Origin of the sequence: Rhizobium sp. WYCCWR 11146, assembly GCF_013591995.1 — a bacterium.
GTDB lineage: Bacteria > Pseudomonadota > Alphaproteobacteria > Rhizobiales > Rhizobiaceae > Rhizobium > Rhizobium indicum.
This window is the reverse complement of sequence record NZ_JACCEY010000015.1, coordinates 55,173-76,245: the sequence shown is the minus strand read 5'-3', so window position 1 is coordinate 76,245 and position 21,073 is coordinate 55,173. Positions and strand designations below refer to the sequence as shown.

Sequence of the window (21,073 nt, the reverse complement as noted above, 5' to 3'; positions counted from 1 at the left end):
GAGAGCACAATGGCACGCATCACGCTCGACCATATCCGCCACGCCTACGGCGCCAATCCGAAGTCCGACAAGGATTATTCGCTGAAGGAAGTCGACCACGAATGGAACGATGGCGGCGCCTATGCGCTGCTTGGCCCCTCCGGCTGCGGCAAGACCACGCTGCTCAACATCATCTCCGGCCTGCTGCAGCCCTCGCATGGCCGCATCCTGTTCGACGGCAACGATGTCACGAACCTTTCGACGCAGAGCCGCAACATCGCCCAGGTGTTCCAGTTTCCCGTCATCTACGACACGATGACCGTCTACGACAATCTCGCCTTTCCCCTGCGCAACCGCGGTGTGGCCGAGGCGGATGTCGACCGGCGTGTCCGCGACATCCTCGAAATGATCGATCTTGCCAGCTGGGCCAGGCGCAAGGCGCAGGGCCTGACGGCCGACCAGAAGCAGAAGATTTCGCTCGGCCGCGGACTGGTGCGCAACGACGTCAACGCCATCCTGTTCGACGAGCCGCTGACCGTCATCGATCCGCATATGAAATGGGTGCTGCGTTCGCAGCTGAAGCGGCTGCACAAGCAGTTCGGCTTTACCATGGTCTATGTCACCCACGACCAGACCGAGGCGCTGACTTTCGCCGAGAAGGTCGTCGTCATGTATGACGGCCAGATCGTCCAGATCGGCACGCCGGCCGAGCTCTTCGAGCGGCCGAGCCATACTTTCGTCGGTTATTTCATCGGTTCGCCGGGCATGAATTTCATGCCGGCCAGGATCGAGGGCAGCACTGTGGCGGTCGGAGACGAGACCCTGACGCTCGATTACGCGCCGAAGACGTCAGGCACCGCCAAAACCGAGCTCGGCATCCGCCCCGAATTCATTCGTCTCGGACGGGAGGGCATGCAGGTCACGATCAGCAAGGTCGAGGATATCGGCCGGCAGAAGATCGTGCGCGCCCGCTTTGCCGGCCAGCCGATCGCCATCGTCGTGCCTGAAGACGCCGACATTCCCGCGGATGCCCGCGTCACCTTCGATCCGTCCGCCATCAGCATCTACGCCGACAGTTGGCGTGTCGGCAGGGAGGCCTGAGCCATGCAGAAGACGTGGAATAACAAAGCCTGGTTTCTGGTCCTGCCGGTGCTGCTGCTCGTGGCGTTTTCGGCCGTCATCCCGCTGATGACCGTCGTCAACTATTCGGTGCAGGATACGTTCGGCAACAACGAGTTCTTCTGGGCTGGTACCGACTGGTTCGTCCAGACCCTGCATTCCGACCGCTTCTGGGAATCGCTGCAGCGCAATCTGCTGTTCTCCTTCATCATCCTGGCGCTGGAGATTCCGCTTGGCATCTTCATCGCGCTCAACATGCCGAAATCAGGACCGGGCGTTCCCGTCTGCCTGGTGCTGATGGCGCTGCCGCTGCTCATTCCGTGGAACGTCGTCGGCACCATCTGGCAGGTCTTCGGACGCGTCGATATCGGCCTGCTCGGCCACACCCTCGAAGCGATCGGCCTCGACTATAATTATGTCCGCGATCCGATCGATGCCTGGGTGACCGTCATCGTCATGGACGTCTGGCACTGGACAAGCCTCGTCGTGCTGCTTTGCTATGCCGGCCTGGTCTCGATCCCCGATGCCTATTACCAGGCGGCCAAGATCGATGGCGCCTCGCGCTGGTCCGTCTTCCGCTACATTCAGCTGCCGAAGATGAAGCGGGTGCTGCTGATCGCCGTCCTCCTGCGCTTCATGGACAGTTTCATGATCTATACCGAGCCTTTCGTCGTCACCGGCGGCGGGCCTGGCAACTCGACGACCTTCCTTTCCATCGACCTCGTGAAGACGGCAGTCGGCCAGTTCGATCTTGGCCCGGCGGCGGCAATGTCGATCATCTACTTCCTCATCATCCTGCTGCTCTCATGGGTGTTCTACACCGTGATGACCAGCAGCGACGACGCGAGCTGAAAGGGAGGCGAGATATGAGCAACAAATACAAACCTGCAGGCAGCCTCTCCTGGCTCGTTCCGACGATCTACATCGTCTTCCTGATCCTGCCGATCTACTGGCTCGTCAATATGAGCTTCAAGGAGAATTCGGAGATCACCGGCGCTTTCTCGCTCTGGCCGACGAACCCGACGCTGCGCAACTACACGGTCATCTTCACCGATCCATCCTGGTATAACGGCTATATCAACTCGATCATCTATGTGGTGATGAACACGGTGATCTCGGTCGCGGCGGCGCTGCCGGCAGCCTATGCCTTCTCGCGCTACCGCTTCCTCGGCGACAAGCACCTGTTCTTCTGGCTGCTGACCAACCGCATGGCGCCGCCGGCGGTCTTCGCGCTGCCGTTCTTCCAGCTCTATTCGGCCTTCGGCCTGATCGACACGCACATCGCCGTGGCCCTTGCCCACTGCCTGTTCAACGTGCCGCTCGCCGTCTGGATCCTCGAAGGTTTCATGTCCGGTGTGCCGAAGGAGATCGACGAAACCGCCTATATCGACGGTTATTCCTTCCCGCGTTTCTTCATCAAGATCTTCATTCCGCTGATTGCGAGCGGCGTCGGCGTCGCGGGCTTCTTCTGCTTCATGTTCTCGTGGGTCGAGCTGCTGCTGGCCCGCACGCTGACGACGACGGCGGCAAAGCCGATCTCGGCGATCATGACGCGAACGGTCTCCGCCTCGGGCATGGACTGGGGCGTGCTGGCGGCGGCTGGCGTGCTCACCATCATTCCGGGCGCGCTCGTCATCTATTTCGTCCGCAACTACATCGCCAAGGGCTTCGCGCTCGGGCGCGTTTGAGGAGGAGACGGTCATGAATTTTTCCTGGATGGCCTGGACGCTGCCGACGACGCTGTTCTTCCTGACGATCCTGGCGCTTCTGATCGCCATGAGCGTCTGGGAATATTTTTCGCCGGGCGGCTCGCCGCGCACGGGCGTGCTGCGGTTCGAGACGACGCGCGGCGACCGGCTCTTCATTTCGCTGCTGGGCAGCGCTTTCATTCATCTTGCATGGCTTGGGCTCGGTGGGCCCAACCTGTGGTGGGCTCTTGCCATCTCCGTGGTCTACGCCATCGGCGTCTTCCGCTACGTGTGACGGCAAGGAGAAGACAGATGGCCGGGGGTACTGGCCGCCTGAGACGTAACTGCAATCGCAAACCCTGGGAGGATATTATGCGAAGGCACTTATTGACGACGACAGCAGGCTTGCTGCTGGCAATGACAGCTTCGGCCTATGCCGGCATGGACGAGGCCAAGACGTTCCTCGACAAGGAAGTCGGCGATCTCTCGACGCTTCCACGCGCCGACCAGGAAAAGGAAATGCAGTGGTTCGTTGATGCTGCGAAGCCTTTCGCCGGCATGGACATCAAGGTTGTGTCCGAAACCATCACGACCCATGAATACGAATCGAAGGTGCTGGCGCCCGCCTTCACGGCGATCACCGGCATCAAAATCACTCACGACCTCATCGGCGAAGGCGACGTGGTCGAGAAGCTGCAGACGCAGATGCAGTCCGGCGAAAACATCTATGACGCCTATATCAACGATAGCGACCTGATCGGCACCCATTGGCGCTATCAGCAGGCGCGCTCGCTGACCGACTGGATGGCCAACGAAGGCAAGGATGTCACCAATCCCGGCCTCGACATCGACGACTTCATCGGCAAGTCCTTCACCACGGCGCCTGACGGCAAGCTCTACCAGCTGCCTGACCAGCAGTTCGCGAACCTCTACTGGTTCCGTTACGACTGGTTCAACGACGAGAAGAACAAGGCGGACTTCAAGGCGAAGTACGGCTACGATCTCGGCGTGCCGGTCAACTGGTCGGCCTATGAGGATATTGCCGAGTTCTTCACCGGCCGCGAGATCGACGGCAAGAAGGTCTTCGGTCATATGGACTACGGCAAGAAGGACCCATCGCTCGGATGGCGCTTCACCGATGCCTGGCTGTCGATGGCCGGCAACGGCGACAAGGGCATTCCGAACGGCAAGCCCGTCGATGAATGGGGCATCAAGGTCGACGAGAACTCCCGTCCGGTCGGCTCGTGCGTGGCGCGCGGCGGCGATACCAACGGCCCTGCCGCGGTCTATTCCATCCAGAAATATCTGGATTGGATGAAGGCCTATGCACCGGCTGCCGCCCAGGGCATGACCTTCTCCGAATCCGGCCCGGTCCCGTCGCAGGGTGAAGTCGCCCAGCAGATGTTCACCTACACGGCCTTCACCGCCGACTTCGTCAAGGAAGGCCTGCCGGTCGTCAACGCGGACGGCACGCCGAAATGGCGTTTCGCACCGAGCCCGCATGGCGTCTACTGGAAGGACGGCATGAAGCTCGGCTATCAGGACGCCGGTTCGTGGACGCTGATGAAGTCCACGCCTGACGACCGCGCCAAGGCGGCCTGGCTCTATGCGCAGTTCGTCACCTCGAAGACTGTCGACGTGAAGAAGAGCCATATGGGTCTGACCTTCATTCGCCAGTCGACGCTGGATCACAAGTCCTTCACCGACCGTGCGCCGAAACTCGGCGGTCTGATCGAATTCTATCGTTCGCCGGCCCGCCTTCAGTGGTCGCCGACCGGTACGAACGTTCCTGACTATCCGAAGCTCGCTCAGCTTTGGTGGCAGGCGATTGGCGATGCTTCTTCCGGCGCCAAGACGGCACAGGAAGCGATGGACTCGCTTTGCTCCGAGCAGGAAAAGGTGCTGCAGCGCCTGGAACGCGCCAAGGTCCAGGGCGACATCGGCCCGAAACTCGCCGAGGAGCATGATCTCGCTTATTGGAACGCGGATGCGGTGAAGAACGGCAACCTTGCCCCGCAGCTGAAGATCGAGAACGAGAAGGACAAGCCGGTCACTGTCAACTACGACGAACTCGTCAAGAGCTGGCAGAAGAAGTAAGGCGGACCCGGCCGGAGGCGACGAGGCTTCCGGCCATCACTTCCTGCCACCGGCAGCAAGCCGGTGGCACCCACAATCTTTCTCTCATGAAACGTCCGCGTCCTGCTGTCCTCTGCAGGCGGAGCGGCTTCGTGCGAGCCGGAGACGGATATGAGCGGCTATATTCTTTCAATCGACCAGGGCACGACGTCGTCGCGCGCCATCATCTTCGATGGCGACATGAAAATGGCCGGCTCGGCGCAGGCGGAGATCACCCAATATTATCCGCAGCCTGGATGGGTGGAGCACGACGCCGCCGAAATCTGGCAGTCCGTCGTCGACACAGTGCGTAAGGCGATTGTCGATGCTGGACTTGATGCGGCCGACATTGCCGCGATCGGCATCACCAACCAGCGCGAGACGGCGGTCGTCTGGGACCGCGGGTCAGGAAAACCGCTTCACCGCGCGATCGTCTGGCAGGACAGGCGCACCGCAGAAATGTGCGAGAGCCTGAAGGCAGACGGCTACGAGAAGCTGTTCAGCGCCAAGACAGGGCTGCTGCTCGACCCCTATTTCTCCGGAACGAAGCTGCGCTGGCTGCTCGACAATGTCGATGGCCTGCGTGAGAAAGCCGAGGCCGGCGATGTCTGCTTCGGCACGATCGACAGCTGGCTGATCTACAATCTGACTGATGGGCGCGTGCATGCCACCGATGCGACCAATGCATCGAGGACTCTGCTCTACAATATCGACGACGGTGCCTGGGACGAGGAACTTCTCGGCATTCTCCGCATTCCGGCCGCCATGCTTCCTGAGGTCAGGGAATGCGCCGATGATTTCGGCCGCGTCGACAAGGCTCTGTTCGGCGCGGAACTTCCGATCCTCGGGGTCGCCGGCGACCAGCAGGCAGCGGCCGTGGGCAATGCCTGCTTCGAGCCCGGCATGATGAAATCCACCTACGGCACCGGCTGCTTTGCCCTGTTGAACACCGGCCGGGATCGTGTTTCCTCCTCCAACCGGATGCTGACGACGATCGCCTGCCGGCTCGACGGCGAGACGACCTATGCGCTCGAGGGCTCGATCTTCATCGCCGGTGCTGCCGTGCAATGGCTGCGCGACGGCCTCGGCATCATCGGCCAGGCATCCGAGGCAGGAGTGCTTGCCGCCAAGGCCGATCCCGGACAGCAGGTCTATATCGTCCCAGCCTTCACCGGCCTCGGCGCGCCCTACTGGGATCCAGCGGCGCGCGGCGCGATCTTCGGCCTGACGCGAAACAGCGGGCCGGCGGAATTTGCCCGCGCCGTGCTTGAATCCGTCGCCTACCAGACGCTCGACCTGCTGGTGGCGATGAAGAAAGACTGGGGCGCCAACCAGCTGGAAACCGTGTTGCGCGTCGATGGTGGCATGGCGGATTCGGATTGGACCATGCAGTGCCTGGCCGACATGACGGGAAACCCTGTCGATCGCTCGGCGATCCGCGAGACGACAGCGCTGGGCGCAGCCTGGCTTGCCGGCTCGAAAGCCGGCATCTGGCCCGGCAAGCGGGATTTTGCGAAAGCCTGGGCCTGCGACCGCCGCTTCAGCCCTTCAATGGATGAGACCGAGCGGCAGGGCAAGATCATCGGCTGGAAGAATGCCGTATCCAGAATGATTTCGGACGCCTCGGCGGGATAGAACCGCTTCCGAGGATACCACCGCAGTTGCGACTTCTCTTAAGCGGCGCCGGCGGTCTTTCTGTTGATGAAGCTCAGGGCGAGCACGGCGAAGATCAACGTTCCCGTGCCGACCTGCTGCCAGTAGAAGTTCAGATCGGTCAGCAGCAGGCCATTGGCGACGATGCTGAGCAGCAGCGCCCCGAGAACGGTCCCGCCGACATTCGGCCGCCCGAGTGGGCTGAGCGTCGTGCCGATGAAGGTCGCGCCGATTGCATTCAGCAGGAAGGCATTGCCCGAGGAGGGAATGTAGGTGGTGACGGTTGCGGTCAGGATCAGGCCGGCGATTGCCGCGATCAACCCGACCAGGATGAAAGTCACCGCGACATGGGCCGGCGCGGCGATGCCGGAATAGCGCACGACCCCCGGCTGGATGCCGATCGACAGGATGACGCGGCCGAAACGCGTGCGGGCAAAAACGACCGCAGCGGCTACAATGACGACAATGGCAGCGGCAAGCGGCACCGGGAAGCCGGCGATCGTGCCATGGCCGAGAAAACGGAAGGCTTCCGGCACGCCGTTCGGCGGCAGATAGACCGGATTGCCGCCATTGGTCAGCAGCTGCTGAACGCTGCGGCCGATGAACAGCGTGCCGAGTGTGGCGAGGAATGGCGACACGCCGATCCCTGAAATCAGCAGCGCGTTGAAGGCACCGACGAACGCTCCGGCGGCCAGTCCCGCGAGTGCGGCGACTGCCACCGGCTGCCCGGCGAGGACGAGCGAAACGAAGGCGAAACTGGCGAAATCCATCGCCGTTCCCACCGAAAGATCGATGCCGCCCGACGCGACGGCGAAGGTCATGGCGACGGAGACGATGGCAAGCAGCGTGAAATTGTTGACCAGGATGCTCTGCAGGTTCGCAGGCGTCAGGAACGTCGGCGTTGCCACGGAAAAGGCGGCAAATACCGCAACCAGGGCGAGGATCAGCCCATAGCGCACCAGGCCGCCGGCGATAAGACGCGGCAAGCCGATGCTGGCGAGGGGAGGGGTCTGGAGCGACATGTCAGGCCTCCTGTCGGCGCAGCAGCGTGGTTGCGGAAACGACGATGAGAATGAGCACACCCTGGACGCCACTGACCAGCGTGCTCGAAATGTTCAGCAGCTGGAAACCGTTGACCAGGAAGCCGACCAAAAGGGCCGAAAGCAGCGTCCCGGTGATCGTCGGAACCAGCCGGCGCGAAAAGACCGAGCCGAGCAGGGCCGTCACGACGACGGGCAACAGCATCTCGCCGGCGCCGGTCGTGCTGCCGCTCAGATAGGAAACCGACAGGATGCCGGCGATCCCGCCGGAGACGCCGCTGGCGACGAAGGCGCCGGCGAGCAGCCGGCGAAGCGGCAGGCCGGCGGCACGCGCCGCATCCGGGAACTCACCGACGGCATAGAGACGCAGGCCGAGCGGGGTATATTGCACGATCGCCGTGGTGATCGCCGTGAAGCCGAGGAGCACATAGGCAAGAACCGGGATGCCGAAAGGATCCGAGGCCGAGAGCGCCGATAGGAAAGGTGTCGAGGCCGGCAGGACGGTATTGCCGGTCAGCACCAACTCCAGGCCGGCGACGACATTCATGACGGCAAGCGTGGCCAGCAGCGGCACGATGCCGGCATAGACGACGGCGATTGCATTGACCGAGCCGATCAGGGCGCCGGTCAAGATTGTCGCGGCAATCGCCGTCGCATCGCTGTAGCCGAGCTGTGTCAGGCTCGCATAGACGGCGGCGCTGAGGCCCATATTGGCAGCGAGCGACAGGTCGATGCCACCGGTGACGACATTGGAGCCGCCGGCGATCAGCACGATCGTCAACCCGATGGCAAGCACGCCGGAGATGGCCGATTGACCAAGCACGTTGCCGATATTGCCGATGCTGAGAAAATAGGGTGCGGTCAGCGAGAAGATGATCAGGATGGCGGCGAAAGCGATCAGCGATCCGAAGCGCAATGCCGCGGCCGCAATATTGCCGGCCGGCCGGGGAGGCGGTTCCACAGCGGAAAAACTGGAAGGCGCGAATTCCACTTCAGCCGACATGGCGATGTCCCTCGGATGATCCGGTCGATTGAGCGAGCACCGCATCCGCCGTGGTCTCCGACGATATGAATTCCCGCACCACGCGGCCGCGGAAGAGCACCAGGATGCGATCGGTGATGCCGATCAGTTCGGGCAGATCCGAAGACAGCACGATGACGCCGGCGCCGCGCGACGCGAGTTCGCCGATCAGCGTATAGATCTCGACCTTGGAGCCGATATCGACGCCGACTGTTGGTTCGTCGAGGAGATAGACCTCGGAGCGGCGGCTCAGCCACTTGGCGATGGCGATCTTCTGCTGGTTGCCGCCCGAAAGCGTGCGCAGCAGGGCATCCCGCCCATTGGTCTTCACCTGCAGCCGCGTAATCAGACCGTCCACTTCTCTCTGTTCGCGTCTGCGATCAAGAAAGCCGAAACGCGTGAAGCGGCCAAGGCTCGAAAGGCTGATATTTTCCGCGACGCTGAGGTCGAGCGCGACGCCGTGGCGACGCCGATCTTCCGGCACCAGGGCGACTTCGTGGTGGGCCGCCTGGGTGGGATTGGTGAAACGGGCAGCCTTGCCGCTGATCTCGATATGGCCGGAAGCCGGAGTCTCCAGGCCGAAGAGAGTGCGGACCAGCTCCTTTGCGCCGGAGCCGAGCAGGCCGGTGAGGCCGAGCACCTCGCCGCGGCGAAGCGTGAAACTGATATCGCTGTATTTCCCCGGTGCCGATAGCTGCTCGACCTTGAGGATTTCGTCGCCCGGCGTAACCTCCGGCTTTGGAAACATCTCCTTGATGTCGCGTTCGACCATCAGCCGCGCAATCGCGCCGGCCGAGGTGTCGCCGATCGGCAGGGAGGCGACGTCCAGCCCGTTGCGCAGCACGGTGACGTGGTCGCAGAGCTCTTCGATTTCGTTCAGGTAATGCGAGATATAGATGATGGTGACGCCTTCGTCGCGCAGACGGCGGATCAGCCGGAAGAGGATATCGGCCTCGCGGCGCACCAATGCGGCCGTCGGCTCGTCGAAGACGAGCACCTTCGGCTGATTGAGGAGGGCGCGGGTGATTTGCACGATCTGCTTTTCGGCAGTCGACAATTCGCCGATCAAGGCGGCGTTCGGCAACCGGATACCGAAATAGTCGTTGAGAATATTAGACGCGCGACGTTGCATCAGTCGCCGGTCGAGGAACGGCGTGCCCGCGACGCGCGGTTCCCGGCCAAGGAACAGGGCTTCGCCGACGGTGAAGGTCGGCACCAACAGCCGATCCTGGTGAATGAAGTGGATACCGAGCTCTTCGGCAAGATGCGGCGTCAGCCTGTCGAATGTTTGCCCTTCGATCTCGATCCGGCCGCCATCCGGCTGGTGAAGACCTGCCAGCAGCTTGATCAGCGTCGATTTGCCGGCACCGTTCTGGCCGACAAGACCGTGGACGGTTCCGCGCTTGACGATCAGCGAGGCGCCGGCAAGCGCCTGCGCGCCGCCGAAGTGCTTGACGATGCCTTCGAAGCGGATGATGTCGTTGCGTGCCGTCACCGGCTGCTTCAACGAAATTGCCGTCATATCGATCTCTCCGGGCGCGCAGATTACGAGCGATCCTGGCAGGGCAGGATCGCTCGTATTCACTATCAGCCGATGCCGAGTTTCTTGGTGACTTCGCCGACATTGGTCTTGTTGGCGAGCAGGGCCGGAACATAGGTTTCGCGCGGCAGCGTCTGGCCGGCGAGCAGCTTGGCAACGTTACGGATGGCGGTGCGGCCGATTTCCGCCGGCTGCTGGGCGACATCGGCGCCGGCCGGCGAATTCGGATCGGCGATGAGCTGCAGCACTTCCGGGCTGCCATCGACACCGTAGGTGCGGATCTCTGTCCGCCCGGCTGCCGCCAAGGCCTGGGTCGCGCCAAGCTGCGGAATGTCCCAAGCTGACCAGATCGCCTTGATCGACCCCTTTTCCGGATATTTGTTGAGGATGGCCGTGATCTGCGTGAAGGCGTCCTGCACGGTATTCGGGATGACGTCGCGCAGTTCCGGCTGGAGGATTTTCACCTTCGGGAAATATTTGACGACATTGACCAACTGGTCGTAGCGGATCGCGCAGGGGGTTACGCCGTAGAAGCCGTTGAAAACGACGATATTGCCTTCGCCGCCGATATCGGAGACGAGCTGCAGCGCCAGATCCTTGCCGATGCCCCAGTTATCGGAGGTGGTGTTGTTGATCGAATTGGTCGAACCGACGTCGACGGTCAGAACCGGGATCCCGGCATCGCGCGCCTTCTTCAGCCAGGGATCGATGACGCTGAGCGTGCCGAGGATTTGAACGATCGCATCCGGCTTCTGAGCAATCAGCGTCTGCAACTGCGAGACCAGCTTGCCGTCGTTGCGTCCGGCATCGACGGCGATCGGCTCGCCGCCGAGGCGCTTTACCTCCTCGATCTGGGCATTGTAGGCCTGCAGATCGAAGAAGTGATCGGTGCCGGTTGCGCTGATGGCGATGCGCTTGCCTTTCAGCGACAGTTCTTCGCCGGCGGCAAAAGCCGGCTTCTGCCCGATGAGGGATGCACCGGCGACGGCGACCCCGGCCGCGGCAGACAGTTTCAGCAGATCTCGTCTTCCGAGACCCTTTTCAGACTTTTCGATACTCATCGCAATTTCTCTCCAATTAATTATGTCTATAGATTAAATGGATTAATGCGGATGGATAGGAACGAATTTCCAAAAGAACGATCTCCGGTGGAAAGAGTGGACGGAACGAAAGCTCATCCCTGGCCGCGGTTTCCCGCGACCGGGAATGATTTCGGATGCCTCGGCAGTTTTCAGAGCGGTCAGATGAGTCTGCAGCCACCGATCAAGAAGAATATGCACTGCATAATTCTTGCGCATGCGACCAAATTTGCCGAAGGTGAACTCCTGCTAGGCCGCGGTGCCGCGTGGCGCGACAGCAGGCGTAAAGTCACGATTTCATGGGCACCGTCGGGTTTTATGCTGCGACGTTGATATCTAGCGAGAAGCTTGGCTTCCACTTGGCGCGCAACTTGCCTCTCTGCTGCCAGGGAGAATGAAACAATGCCCGATATCGACCCGCAGATTTTCTCAATAAGCCGGCCATCCCTTGGAGGCTACAAGGCCTTCGTACAACGCGACATGATCGTCGAGACCTATCGCAGCGCCGCAGGGCAAATGGTGTCGAGGGGCTCCCTTCATAGAATTTCGATCAACCGCACCGCGCACGGCAAATATGCCTATCGGCTTGGAAGCGGGGCGTTCCGCAAGGTTGAGAGGCCGCCGTTCACCCTGGGATTTCAACCGGCCGCCACGGTCCTCGAAGTCGAGGGCGATGCGGCGGATTATATCTCGATCTTCCAGTCACCTGCGCTTTACAGCGGCATCGGGGGCTCTCGCTTCGATCCCGAGCATTGGGATAGTGACGCGCTCAGCGCGACGACTGATCCGACAACGCTGCAGGTCGCGCTCTCCCTCGCATTTGCCGCCGAGAAGACCGGGCGCGACGACCTGCTTTTGATGCAGCATCTGGGGATGGCGCTCGCCTGCTGCGTCGTAAAACTGCTGGGCGCCAAACCTGAAACCGGCGATCGTCCGCTGACATCGGACAATCTCCGGCGTGTGATCGATTACATCGAGAACCTGCTTGGCAAATCCGATCTGAGTGTCGAGGAGCTGGCCGGGGTGGCCCATATGAGCCCCTTTCACTTCAGCCGGGAATTCAAACGGGCGGCGGGTTTGGCGCCGCATCGCTTCGTTCTCGAACGCAGGATCGAACGAGCACGGCTTTACCTCGCCGATGGCAAGGAGACGCTCGCAAACATCGCTTATGCCACGGGCTTTTCAAGCCAGGCGCATTTCTCCAGCGTCTTTCGCCGTCTGATGGGGGCGTCCCCGAAAGAATACCAGCGTTCGGTCCGTCTTTGAGCCGGCTCTTGCCGATGACAGATCAGCAGCTTTGCGAAAGACAACCGCACGAATTTGAAATCTCTTGAGGCTGCGGTCTGCGAGGCTTTTCCCATCAGGAGGCCCATATGACCGCTTTTGCCCAAACCAATCCGATTACCGACATTTGCTTCCTGGTCGAGGATATCGACAAAGCATCGGCTTTCTATGTCGAGCGTCTTGGCTTCAAACCTCGCCGCCGTGCTCCCGGCTTTGCCGATTTTAAAGGGGCGGGCGTGACGCTGGCGCTCTGGGAGATCGAGCATATCGCCGAGAATACCGGTGTCTCAAGCCGCCGTGCCCCTCCAGGTGCGCACAAGGCCTGCGCAGCCATCGAGCTCGCCTCGCCAGAGCAGGTCGATGCTGCCTATACGGAGCTGAAAGCCGCGGGCGTGCTCTTCCATGCGCCGCCGCAGGACTATGTCTGGAACGCGCGATGCGTCTATTTCGCCGATCCTGACGACAATCTCTGGGAAATCTATGCGTGGTCCGCAGGCGGCCCGATTGGTGACATCGACCCGCAATAGCGAGCGCAATCGGCCGGTCGTCCAAAAATCCAACAAGGGGAAAGGCAAGCAAAATGAGCGGGGATGACAAACAAATCGTGGTCGGCAGGCGTACCGTCCTGAAGGGCGGAGCCTTTGCCCTTGCTGCAGCGACGGCAGGGATCAGCGTGTTCGTGCCGCGTCACTCCAAAGCCGCCGCATCCAAGGTCGTCATCAAATATGACTGGCTGATGAGCAACGGACAGATCGGCGATATCGTCGCAGTCAAGCAGGGCCTGTTCCAGGCCGAGGGTCTCGATGTCGAGTTTTCCCCCGGCGGTCCCAATTCTGCAACGGTGCCGCCCGTGATCACGGGTGATGCGCAGCTCGGCCAATTCTCGGATTCGGCACAGCTTCTTCTAGCCCGTTCATCCGGCGTGCCGATCAAGATCTTCGCCTGCGGTTTCCGCATGGCGCCTTTCGCCTTTTATTCGCTGCCCAAGGCGCCGATCCGCACCGTCAAGGATATGATCGGCAAGCGCATCGGCATCCAGCCGACGGCCCGTTATGTGCTCGATGCCATCCTGCTGAAGAACAATATCGATCCCTCGAGCCTGACTATCACCAATATCGGCTTCGACATGACGCCGCTGATGACCGGCCAGGTCGATGCCGTCACCGGATGGATCACCAACACGCAGGCCCTTTCCATCATCGGCCCCGACCGCATCGATCTGATGATGAAGGATACGGGCCTGCCCTCCTACGCCAACGTCTATTTTGCCACCGACGATGCCGTGAGCGGCCATGCCGAGACACTGGCAAAGGTGCTGCGTGCCGTCGCCAAGGGCTGGGCCTGGACGCATGAACATCCTGAAGAGGCAGTCAAACTGACGGTGGAAGCCTATCCGCAGCTCGATCTTGCCGTAGAGCTGAAGACGGTGTCGCGCATCCTGTCGCTGAGCTTTGACACGGCGACCGGTAGGGATGGCTGGGGCAGCTTCGATCCGGCCGCGCTTGCCGAGCAGATTTCCGTCTACGACAAAATCGGTCAGTTCAAGAGCGGCGCGCCGAAGCTGGAGGATTGCTATACGACTGAGATACTCGACATGACGGCGGACGACCGTCCGAAGATTGCGTGAGAGCGGATTTGCCTGAAGCAGCGGCCATCGAAACCAAGGATCTGGCTGTCGGCTATGCCGGCACCGCCGAGACGACCCGCATTCTGTCCGGCGTCGATCTCAGCGTCGGCAGGGGCGAGTTTCTGACCATTCTCGGTCCTTCCGGCTGTGGCAAGTCGACCTTGCTGCGTGCGGTGGCGGATCTTCTCCCGCCGCTCGACGGGCGGCTGTCGGTGCTCGGCAGGACAGCCTCGGAGGCGCGCCGGCGGCGCGAGGTCGCCTTCGTCTTTCAGGACGCAACGCTGCTGCCGTGGCGGACTGTGAGGGAGAATGTCGCGCTGCCGCTGCAGGTGGGGAAGAACAGCGTCTCGCGATCGGTCGATCCGCGGCCCGACCACTGGATCGAACTGGTCGGCCTGTCGCATCTGGCCGACCGCTATCCGCATCAATTGTCCGGGGGCCAGCGCCAGCGTGTCGCCATTGCGCGCGCGCTTCAATGCGAGCCGGATATCCTGCTCATGGACGAGCCCTTCGGTGCGCTCGACGAGATCACCCGTGAACGACTGAACGACGAGCTTCTGGACGTCTGGCGCCGGACCGGCACGACCATCCTGTTCGTCACCCACAGCGTCGTCGAGGCGATCTATCTCGGCGGACGCGTGCTGGTCCTGGCCGCCAATCCGGGCCGCGTCCAGGCGCTGATCGACCTTGCACCGCTGAAAGACGAGCGTGGGCTCTGTCGGCGCGAGAGTCTCGATGTCCAGGAGACAGCCGCCCATCTGCGCCATTTGTTGCAGCTGGGGAGTTCGGCTGCATGATGCATCGTCCGTTGTCATTCGCCGAGGCAATCGGCCTTCCTGTTATCGGCGCCCTTTCGCTGCTCCTCGCCTGGCAATGGCTGGTGCCGGCCCTCGGCGTTCCGTCCTATATCGTTCCAACGCCGCTGGCGATCCTGCGCACGCTTGGCATCGAATGGCGCTTCCTGCTGTCGAACGCCGTCCCGACATGGGGTGAGGCGGGCCTCGGCTTCCTCCTGGGCAATAGTCTCGCCGTGATCCTGGCGGTTGCCTTTGTCTATAATCCGCGGTTCCAGGCCGCCTATTTTCCCGTTGTCCTGCTCTTCAACACCATCCCGGTGCTGGCGCTCGCGCCGATTATCATCCTCATCTTCGGCCTCGGCATGCTGCCAAAGGTCATCATCGCTGCTCTCATCTGCTTCTTCCCAACCCTGGTGAATACCGCCCGGGGCCTCAATCTGGCAACTGCGAGCGAGCTTGACCTGATGCGTGTGCTTTCGGCGAGCGGGTGGGAGACGTTCTGGCGCCTACGCGCCCCACGATCCGCCCCCTTGCTCTTTGCATCGCTGCGCATTTCGGCAACCACCTGTGTGATTGGCGCGATTGTCGGGGAGTGGATCGGCTCGAACCAGGGGCTGGGCGCTGTCATCATCCAGTCCACATTCAACTATCAGGCGGAAAGGCTCTTTGCCGCCGTCGTGCTCGCCTCTTTCTCCGGCATCGTCTTTTTTGCCGCTGTTGCCCAGATCGAGCGGATTTTCCGTCGGCTGCAGCCGGCTCGCAACTGAAAGCGTTCAATGCGGGCAGCACATCTCCATGACTGGCTCCTCGCCTGGGCAAACAGGGGATGGCCGAAACGCTGACGCTTTCCAGGATATGGCAAGGCCTCCCGCTTTATCTGCGGGAGGCCTTGTTTCCGCTATTCGTCCATCGTCTTCCCGATGTCGGAGAGATCGATGCCATGGGTGTCGAACCACCAGTCGGGACTCATCTCGGAATGGCGGTCACGCAAACGCAGATATTTGGCACGCAGTCGCTTCTGGCGTTCGACCTCTTCCGCGAAGAAGGGATGATCGAGCGTGCCGCCCATCTTGTGGATGCGACGGAGCAGTTTTCGCAAGACGTATCCCTGCTCCTTGTTGCCCGGCCGGTAGCCACTTTCTACGATTGTCATGACCGTCTCGCACAGCGTTTCGAGCGCATCGACCTGCGGCGTGCCGTTGACGATCATGTCGAGACGCTCGAGACCGAAGCCGACGTCGATGCAGGTTCCGAGCGGATTGACGATGTTTCCGATCTCGACGCCTTCCTTATAGAACTCGGTGCAGTATCCGCTGATGCTGCCATCGCTCCACATGCATTCCGGATCCGGCACAATGGGCACGCGCCCGCGATAGAGCGGCGTCCATTCCACCAGGCGGTCGGGATGGATCGTCACATGATCCGGCACGAGCCGCACCGTTTCCAGAAACTCGAGCCAGAAATCGATGGCAACGCCGACGGCCATTTCCCTAAACGAGAAAAGGCCGAGCATGGTGAAGTGGAGAAGGTGAGTTCCGTCGCCGATCTCGTCGAGGTCGCCCATGCGCAGGCAAGCCTGGCTGTTTGCGACTGTTCCACTATGGGAGGGATCGGTGAAGAGGGGCTTGTACTGCTGCATTCCAGCGCTGCAGAAGAGTGTGGTATCATCATGCGGCCGTACGGATTCTATGCGTATGAAATCGATGCCCTTGGAAAGGCAGAAGTGTTGATATTGCTGGATCAGGCGTCCCGCGGTGACATAGGCAACCTCCTTTGCTGTTCGTGTGCCTTCGGGGAAGATAGCGATCTAGTGCGCCTGCGGCAATCCGCTGCTCGGCTGGCGAGGATCAAAAACCGGAACGGTGCACTTGATAACAGGATCACTTGAGACTAAATATAGCCTCAAGTGAAAAGGAGCCGTTACCATGATGGGATTTGCCGGTATCGCCGATGTTCTCGGGCTGCCCGCCAGGGAGCCGGTATCGCGTTCGGCCTTCGGCCTGCTCTCCAGCATCGAGGAAGGATTGCCGGTCAAGGCGCTCGACCGCATGGCGCTGCTTCTGGCGCCTGATGACGCCCAGTTCAAATACCGGCTGGTTCCGAAGGCCACCTATGAACGGCGCAAGTCCAAGCATCGGCTCTCCTCAGATGAAGGCATAAAGCTTGCCCGTCTCGCGCGTGTCTGGGGTCAGGCGCTCGATGTCTGGCAGACCGAGATCGAGGCCCGCGATTTCCTGTTTCGGCCGCATGCAATGCTTGAGGACAGGCGGCCCATCGACGTGGTCATTCAGAGCGAGATCGGCGGCGAGCTCGTGCTCGATATTCTCGGAAGCCTGAAATACGGCAGTGCTGCGTGAGCGCACAGGTTCTTGATCGTACGCTGACATCCGTTCGCATCGGAGATCCCCATGGAAACTATCCGATCTTCGACGCCACCGGCTCGACCATCGCGCCGGGGCGGTGGAACACGTCGGGCAGCCCGATCATCTATACGAGCGAGCATTATTCGACCGCACTGCTCGAAAAGCTCGTCCATGGCAGCGGAAGGCTGCCGCCCAATCAGCACTATGTCACGATCACCCTGCCGCGTGGGCTAAGCTACGAGGTCTTCTCCGAACCCGCGCTGCCCGGCTGGGACAGCATGCCGGCAAACGTCAGCAAGGCTTTCGGCGAAAAATGGTGCCAGGAAAAACGCAGCGCCATCCTGCTGGTGCCAAGCGTCGTCGCCCGCGTCGACAACAACATATTGATCAATCCGGCCCACCCGGAATTCCCGTCGATCACGGCAAGCCTTCACCAACCGGTTTTCTGGGATCGCCGTTTGTTCGGCATGTGATGGGGTTGGCGGTGCAATCAACGTTTCCGCAGAGCAGAACCAAAACGCCGGCCAGATGAGCCTTGCCCCGCCGATTTACGATGCAGCCACCAAACGCATCGACGGCATCATCTCTCGGCTCGAGGTAGCCGAGGCCTCTACCCATTGCGACGTCAGAAGACTGAGTTTCTGCGGTGAGCGCTGGTTGCGGGGCTGCTCACGCGTCCGTCTCCCATGGATTTATCACCGCTGCGCCGGTATCGTCGAAATCGCCGACATTGCGAGTGACCACAATCAGATCATGAACGATTGCGGTTGCGGCGATCAGCCCGTCGATATCGCCACGCGGCCGGATGGCGGCGATGCGGCCCCATTCGACGGCGATCTCGTCGGTCACCGGCAGGATCCGGTCACCATGATCATAACGCAGCTTGCGCAGCCACTCGGTGAGATGGGCCGCGGTCTTCGGATCCGACTTCTGTTTGAGGGCAATGCCGCGCATGATCTCGCCAAGCGTCAGCGCGCTCAGGTGGATGGTGAGCGGATCGACGGAGCGCAGCCAGGAGACCGCCTGCGGCGTGCCGCGTCGCGCCTCCGAGACGATGTTGGTATCGACCAGATACATCAGAAGGCAACGTCGCGGCTTGGAGTCTTGTTGCGTGCTTCGACCGCATCGGCGAACTCATCGTCCCAGGCGGGGCCGCCGAGCAGGTCGTCGACGAGCGTCGGCCTGCCGGCGCGCAGGGCGTCGTAGTCGCGGGCGGACAGAACGACGGCCGTGCGTTCGCCCCGCACGGTCACCACCTGCGGCCCTTCTTGTCGGGCCTTCTGCACGACCTTCGAAAATTGGTTTTTGGCGTCCTGCAGTTGCCATTCCATCGATTCTGCTCCTGGCTAGACTGTCTAGCTATGTACGCGCGGAATGCTGGTGCGTCAATGGCGGGACGTTCCTGAACGACAGAGTCCGGCTCTGCTATTAGGTGTCATAACGAAGTTCGAAATCGTTGTGTCGGCGATCGGCGCCAGTCGGCCCTTCTAGAAGCCGCAATCACACCTCCCGCCGCGGCGAGCGGGCCATCAGCCGGGCATAGGCGATGGCCGAGAGCATGTTGACGTGGTTGGCCTTGCCGGTGCCGGCGATGTCGAAGGCGGTGCCGTGATCGACCGAGACGCGGTCGATCGGCAGGCCGAGCGAGACGTTGACCGCGGTGTCGAAGGCGACGAGCTTGATCGGGATATGGCCCTGATCGTGATACTGGGCGATGACAAGATCGAAGGCGCCGTTATAGGCGCGGGCAAAAACCGTATCGGCCGAGATCGGACCGACGACGTCGATGCCCTTTGCCTGCGCCTGCTCGACGGCGGGCGCCAGGAATTCCGTGTCCTCGGTGCCGAACAGGCCGTTTTCGCCGCAATGCGGATTGAGGCCGGCGACGGCGATGCGCGCCGTTTTGCCGAGCCGCAGGAAGTGCCTGTGGCCGGCTTCGATGGTTGCCAGCACCCGCTCGGTCTTGGCGCGCTCGATCGCACCCTTCAGCGAGATATGGGTGGAGACGTGGATGGTGTTCAGCCGCTCGGAGGCAAGCAGCATGAAGGAACTCTTCGAGCCGGTGAGATGCGCAAGCAGCCCGGTATGGCCGTCATGGTGATGGCCGGCGAGGTTCATCGCCTCCTTGTTGATCGGCGCGGTGACGATGACATCGGCTTGACCAGACATGGCGAGATCGACGGCGCGGGTGATATAGCGCACCGAGGCGTCGCCGGCGACGGGACTGACCTTGCCGATCTCGGGCAGGGCGGCGGCGAGCGCGACTTCGTCGACGGCGATCCTGTCGTCACCGGGTGCATCGGCAGGCCCGAACCGCAGTCCGGTGCCGGTGACGCGGTCGGCGCGCTCCAGCGCTTCGACATTGCCGACAATGACGAAATCGCGGCGCTCTTCTCTTGGAAGGGCTGCCAAGGCCTTGACGATCACCTCGGGGCCGACGCCAGAGGGATCACCGAGCGTCACAGCGACTTTCGCATTCCTGTCCATCGATCGAGTCCCTTCTAAAAAACCTTACCGCTTAAAAAGCAGCCGCGTAAATCGCGCGGATGTCGGCGCGCGCGAGATCGCGCGGATTGTTATCGAGCAGACGGCGAATGGCAAAGGCGTCGTCGGCCATGGCGTCGAGATCGCTTTCCGGCACGCCGAGGCCGGAAAGTTTCATCTCGATACCGAGTTCGGCGCAGAAAGCGTAAGCCGCATCGAAGACGGAGGTGACGTTTCCGGAGGTTTCACGCCCAAGCGCTTCCATCACCGCCTTGGTTTTTTCAGGCGCGGACGGTGTATTGAAGGCGAGAACATGCGGAAAAATCAACGCATTTGCCGCGCCGTGGGCGACATGCCAGCGCGTGCCGAGGGGATAGGCGAGCGCATGGCCGCCGGCGGTGTTGACCGGGCCGAGGCAAAAGCCGCCGTAAAGCGAGGCGAGTGAGAGGCCGGCGCGCGCCTCGGCGTCATTGCCGTCCCTGACGGCGCGAGCGAGATACTTGCCAACGAGGCGCGTTCCCTCGATCGCATAGATGTCGACCATCGGATGGGCCTTGCGGTTGGTGAAGGCCTCGACGCAATGGGCCATGGCATCGACGCCGGTGGCGGCCGTCGTGCGGGCAGGGACGCTGAAGGTCAGGGCCGGATCGATGACGGCAATATCGGCCAGCATATGCAGGCTTTCGACGGCAAGCTTTGCCATCGTCGCCGGATCGGTCACGAGCGCACGGATGCCGGCCTCGCTGCCGGTGCCCGATGTCGTCGGCACCTGGGCGAGCGCCACCTTGCGCGGCCCATGCACCTTGTTCGGACCGACGACCTCGTGCAGCGTCTGGGCGGAGCCGGCAAGCACGGCGGCAAGTTTTGCCAGGTCCATGGCGCTGCCGCCGCCGAAGCCGACGATCAGCTCGGCATCGGCGCGATTTGCCGCCGCCAGGACCTTTTCGAGATTGGCCGTATCCGGCTCGGGCGTCACTTCGGCAAAGACGGATACCTCGCCCTTCAGCTCCAGCACGTCGATGCGCGAGGCGTTGAAAGCATCGGAGATGACGAGCGTGCGCCGATAGCCCTTTTCGGTCGCCCATTTGCCGAGCTTTCCCGCCGTGCCGACGCCGAATTCGATCAGATGCGGCCGAACTATCGTGATCGGCGAATCCAAGCTGGCCATGAACCGGTCCTCCCTGCAAGATCTTGCGGCACTATCGTCGCCCTCTTTAATGTAAAGTTGTAAGATAAATGTCAAGCCGGCATTCCAGGGGGCGGAATTTTTTATCTTTCGATGTG

The 21,073-nt window shown here is 61.7% G+C and carries 22 protein-coding genes; 13 read left to right on the top strand and 9 right to left on the bottom strand.

Annotation, left to right across the window (positions count from 1 at the left end):
- Positions 1 to 9: 9 nt before the first annotated feature.
- From HX899_RS09080 to glpK, 6 genes are all read left to right on the top strand, one after another.
- Positions 10 to 1,080, top strand: coding sequence for an ABC transporter ATP-binding protein (locus tag HX899_RS09080; RefSeq protein WP_171599619.1), 1,071 nt, complete (start codon positions 10 to 12; stop codon positions 1,078 to 1,080).
- 3 nt (positions 1,081 to 1,083) lie between these two features.
- The gene (locus HX899_RS09075; protein WP_138334281.1) at positions 1,084 to 1,950 is read left to right on the top strand and encodes a carbohydrate ABC transporter permease; all 867 of its coding nucleotides are present in this window, start codon (positions 1,084 to 1,086) and stop codon (positions 1,948 to 1,950) included.
- A gap of 14 nt (positions 1,951 to 1,964) precedes the next feature.
- On the top strand, positions 1,965 to 2,786 hold the full coding sequence (locus HX899_RS09070; protein ID WP_138334280.1) for a carbohydrate ABC transporter permease: 822 nt from the start codon (positions 1,965 to 1,967) through the stop codon (positions 2,784 to 2,786).
- Positions 2,787 to 2,799: 13 nt separating this feature from the next.
- Entirely contained in the window at positions 2,800 to 3,081 is a 282-nt protein-coding gene (locus HX899_RS09065; protein ID WP_003549529.1) for a DUF2160 domain-containing protein, read from the top strand.
- Between the two features lie 77 nt (positions 3,082 to 3,158).
- Positions 3,159 to 4,883 (top strand): ABC transporter substrate-binding protein, encoded by a 1,725-nt coding sequence (locus HX899_RS09060; protein WP_011649612.1) that lies wholly within the window; start codon positions 3,159 to 3,161, stop codon positions 4,881 to 4,883.
- 150 nt (positions 4,884 to 5,033) lie between these two features.
- Entirely contained in the window at positions 5,034 to 6,536 is a 1,503-nt protein-coding gene (gene glpK / locus HX899_RS09055) for a glycerol kinase GlpK (protein ID WP_138390002.1), read from the top strand.
- A gap of 38 nt (positions 6,537 to 6,574) precedes the next feature.
- Here glpK and HX899_RS09050 read toward each other — a convergent pair whose 3' ends face one another.
- The 4 genes from HX899_RS09050 to HX899_RS09035 form a co-directional block, all read right to left on the bottom strand.
- A complete protein-coding gene (locus HX899_RS09050; RefSeq protein WP_138334278.1) occupies positions 6,575 to 7,576 on the bottom strand; it encodes an ABC transporter permease in 1,002 nt (333 codons plus the stop codon).
- Between the two features lies 1 nt (position 7,577).
- Positions 7,578 to 8,597, bottom strand: a complete 1,020-nt coding sequence (locus tag HX899_RS09045) for an ABC transporter permease (RefSeq protein ID WP_171599617.1) — start codon at positions 8,595 to 8,597, stop codon at positions 7,578 to 7,580.
- Positions 8,587 to 10,137 (bottom strand): sugar ABC transporter ATP-binding protein, encoded by a 1,551-nt coding sequence (locus HX899_RS09040; protein WP_181292275.1) that lies wholly within the window; start codon positions 10,135 to 10,137, stop codon positions 8,587 to 8,589. The genes HX899_RS09045 and HX899_RS09040 overlap by 11 nt, the downstream gene beginning before the upstream one ends.
- Before the next feature lie 65 nt (positions 10,138 to 10,202).
- Complete coding sequence (locus HX899_RS09035) at positions 10,203 to 11,216, bottom strand: sugar ABC transporter substrate-binding protein (RefSeq protein WP_138334275.1); 1,014 nt, start codon at positions 11,214 to 11,216, stop codon at positions 10,203 to 10,205.
- A gap of 420 nt (positions 11,217 to 11,636) precedes the next feature.
- Here HX899_RS09035 and HX899_RS09030 point away from each other — a divergent pair, with 420 nt between their 5' ends.
- The 5 genes from HX899_RS09030 (at position 11,637) to HX899_RS09010 (ending at position 15,709) form a co-directional block, all read left to right on the top strand.
- On the top strand, positions 11,637 to 12,500 hold the full coding sequence (locus tag HX899_RS09030) for an AraC family transcriptional regulator (protein WP_181292274.1): 864 nt from the start codon (positions 11,637 to 11,639) through the stop codon (positions 12,498 to 12,500).
- A gap of 107 nt (positions 12,501 to 12,607) precedes the next feature.
- Positions 12,608 to 13,045: a VOC family protein gene (locus tag HX899_RS09025; protein WP_181292273.1), complete on the top strand. Its 438-nt coding sequence runs from the start codon at positions 12,608 to 12,610 to the stop codon at positions 13,043 to 13,045.
- Between the two features lie 53 nt (positions 13,046 to 13,098).
- Positions 13,099 to 14,145: an ABC transporter substrate-binding protein gene (locus HX899_RS09020; RefSeq protein ID WP_138390007.1), complete on the top strand. Its 1,047-nt coding sequence runs from the start codon at positions 13,099 to 13,101 to the stop codon at positions 14,143 to 14,145.
- 8 nt (positions 14,146 to 14,153) lie between these two features.
- Entirely contained in the window at positions 14,154 to 14,942 is a 789-nt protein-coding gene (locus HX899_RS09015) for an ABC transporter ATP-binding protein (protein ID WP_181292272.1), read from the top strand.
- Positions 14,939 to 15,709, top strand: a complete 771-nt coding sequence (locus tag HX899_RS09010) for an ABC transporter permease (RefSeq protein ID WP_181292271.1) — start codon at positions 14,939 to 14,941, stop codon at positions 15,707 to 15,709. Before HX899_RS09015 ends, HX899_RS09010 begins: the two co-directional genes overlap by 4 nt.
- 131 nt (positions 15,710 to 15,840) lie before the next feature.
- On the opposite strand, the gene HX899_RS09005 is transcribed toward HX899_RS09010, so the two are convergent.
- On the bottom strand, positions 15,841 to 16,743 hold the full coding sequence (locus HX899_RS09005) for an alanine--tRNA ligase-related protein (protein WP_181292358.1): 903 nt from the start codon (positions 16,741 to 16,743) through the stop codon (positions 15,841 to 15,843).
- Between the two features lie 124 nt (positions 16,744 to 16,867).
- On the opposite strand from HX899_RS09005, the gene HX899_RS09000 reads away from it, so the two are divergent.
- Together HX899_RS09000 and HX899_RS08995 are read left to right on the top strand one after the other, a co-directional pair.
- Positions 16,868 to 17,299 carry an antitoxin Xre-like helix-turn-helix domain-containing protein gene (locus HX899_RS09000; RefSeq protein ID WP_003552236.1) on the top strand — a complete coding sequence of 144 codons (432 nt, stop codon included), beginning with the start codon at positions 16,868 to 16,870 and terminating at the stop codon, positions 17,297 to 17,299.
- On the top strand, positions 17,296 to 17,778 hold the full coding sequence (locus HX899_RS08995) for an RES family NAD+ phosphorylase (RefSeq protein WP_171599611.1): 483 nt from the start codon (positions 17,296 to 17,298) through the stop codon (positions 17,776 to 17,778). The genes HX899_RS09000 and HX899_RS08995 overlap by 4 nt, the downstream gene beginning before the upstream one ends.
- Before the next feature lie 196 nt (positions 17,779 to 17,974).
- Here HX899_RS08995 and HX899_RS08990 read toward each other — a convergent pair whose 3' ends face one another.
- The 4 genes from HX899_RS08990 to HX899_RS08975 all read right to left on the bottom strand — a co-directional run bounded on the left by HX899_RS08990 (position 17,975) and on the right by HX899_RS08975 (position 20,957).
- Positions 17,975 to 18,382, bottom strand: a complete 408-nt coding sequence (locus tag HX899_RS08990; RefSeq protein WP_012760169.1) for a type II toxin-antitoxin system VapC family toxin — start codon at positions 18,380 to 18,382, stop codon at positions 17,975 to 17,977.
- On the bottom strand, positions 18,382 to 18,636 hold the full coding sequence (locus HX899_RS08985) for a type II toxin-antitoxin system Phd/YefM family antitoxin (protein WP_011649626.1): 255 nt from the start codon (positions 18,634 to 18,636) through the stop codon (positions 18,382 to 18,384). Before HX899_RS08985 ends, HX899_RS08990 begins: the two co-directional genes overlap by 1 nt.
- Before the next feature lie 169 nt (positions 18,637 to 18,805).
- The gene (gene pdxA / locus HX899_RS08980) at positions 18,806 to 19,792 is read right to left on the bottom strand and encodes a 4-hydroxythreonine-4-phosphate dehydrogenase PdxA (protein WP_181292270.1); all 987 of its coding nucleotides are present in this window, start codon (positions 19,790 to 19,792) and stop codon (positions 18,806 to 18,808) included.
- Positions 19,793 to 19,823: 31 nt separating this feature from the next.
- Positions 19,824 to 20,957, bottom strand: coding sequence for an iron-containing alcohol dehydrogenase (locus HX899_RS08975; RefSeq protein WP_171599607.1), 1,134 nt, complete (start codon positions 20,955 to 20,957; stop codon positions 19,824 to 19,826).
- Between the last annotated feature and the right edge of the window lie 116 nt (positions 20,958 to 21,073).